Raw genomic sequence first — 1,408 nt, 5'->3', positions numbered from 1 at the left:
CGGAAGGTGTCAACCTTTTCGGGGCGGTTGGTTCAGGGGTTCGTTGAGTGAGTTGGCTGGTCTTCGGGTTTGTTGATCCACGCGGTCTCGGGTAGGGCGGGTGGTTGTGGGGTGCCGTGCACGAACCGTTCGGGGTTGCGGGTGTAGGCGGTGGTCAGGACGTCGGCGCGGACGTCGCGGACTCGTTGGGCGTGGCCGTGGTGGACGTCGTGCGGGGTGTGCCAGCCGATGCCGGAGTGTCGGTGGATGGTGTTGTACCAGGTGAAGAAGGCCCGGCAGTGGGCTCGGGCGTCCTGGATCGAGCCGAAGCGGTCGGGGAAGTCCGGCCGGTATTTCAGGGTTTTGAACTGGGCTTCGGAGAACGGATTGTCGTTGCTGCACCGGGGCCGGGAGTGGGACTTGGTGACGCCGAGGTCGGCCATCATCTGCGCGACGGTCTTCGACGCCATGGAGGTGCCGCGGTCGGCGTGGATGGTCAACTGCTCACGGGCGATGCCCTGTTTGGCGACCGCGTCGGCGAGGAGCCGTTCGGCCAGGGCGGCGTCCTCACGCTCGGCGATCAGCCAGGCGACGGTGTAGCGGCTGTAGATGTCGATGACCGCGTAGAGGTGGTAGAAGACCCGCTTGGCCGGGCCGCGCAGTTTGGTGATGTCCCACGACCACACCCGGTTGGGGGCGTCGGCGATCAGTTCGGGTTTGACCTTCGGCGGGTGCACGGCCTGGCGGCGGCGTTCGCGGACCTCGCCATGCTCACGCAGGATCCGGTACATGCTCGACACCGACGCGACGTAGACACCCTCGTCGAGCAGGGTGTGGTAGACGGCGGCCGGGGCCATGTCGACGAAATCGGGGCTGTTGAGCAGCGCCCGCACGCTGTCGCGTTCGCCCGGTGTCAGGGCGCGTGGCTGCGGCCGAGGCTGGCGTGCCGGTCGGGGCGCCGGCGGGGTCCGGCGGTGGCGCCGGTAGTGGTTGGCCTGCGGCCGGCCGGTGGCCCGGCACGCCGCCCGAACCCCGATCAGCGGTGTCAGCTCGGTGATCGCAGCGTCGATCATGACGTCGGCTCGCTCCCGCTGGTGTGGCTGTCGGTCGCGAGTTGCCCCAACAGCGCGGAGAGTTTTCCCTGAACCTCGATCACCTGACGGGCCCTGTCCAACTCCGCCCGCAGCCGCTCGTTCTCCTCCCGCAACCTGGCGGCCTCACGCACCGCCGGATCGGTCTTCGGCCGTCCCGCCGGCTTGGCCAGGGCCTCCCGAGCGCCGGCGTCACGCTGGTGCTTCCACGCCGCGATCAGCGACGTGTACAAACCCTCACGGCGCAGCAGGGCACCCTTACCCGCCTTGTCCAGGGTCTCGTACTCAGCCAGGACCCGCGCCTTATAGGCGGCGGTGTACGTCCTGGACCGGGGCTT

The 1,408-nt window shown here is 68.8% G+C and carries 1 protein-coding gene and 1 pseudogene; both read right to left on the bottom strand.

Annotation, left to right across the window (positions count from 1 at the left end; all coding sequences use genetic code 11):
- Window positions 1-32 precede the first annotated feature (32 nt).
- On the bottom strand, window positions 33-1,052 hold the full coding sequence (locus AB0I41_RS35205; RefSeq protein WP_357115819.1) for an IS3 family transposase: 1,020 nt from the start codon (window positions 1,050-1,052) through the stop codon (window positions 33-35).
- Window positions 1,049-1,408: pseudogene (locus tag AB0I41_RS35200) on the bottom strand (hypothetical protein); the annotation flags it as partial. The pseudogene AB0I41_RS35200 and the gene AB0I41_RS35205, both read right to left, overlap by 4 nt.

Source organism: Micromonospora sp. NPDC050200 (assembly GCF_040656135.1).
Taxonomy (GTDB): Bacteria; Actinomycetota; Actinomycetes; order Mycobacteriales; family Micromonosporaceae; genus Micromonospora.
The sequence above is the reverse complement of the archived record's forward strand: the minus strand, read 5'-3'. Positions and strand labels throughout refer to the sequence as shown.

Bases quoted from the DNA above. Each gene is read 5' to 3' on its own strand.
- AB0I41_RS35205 (WP_357115819.1), bottom strand. From the start codon at position 1,052: ATGATCGACGCTGCGATCACCGAGCTGACACCGCTGATCGGGGTTCGG.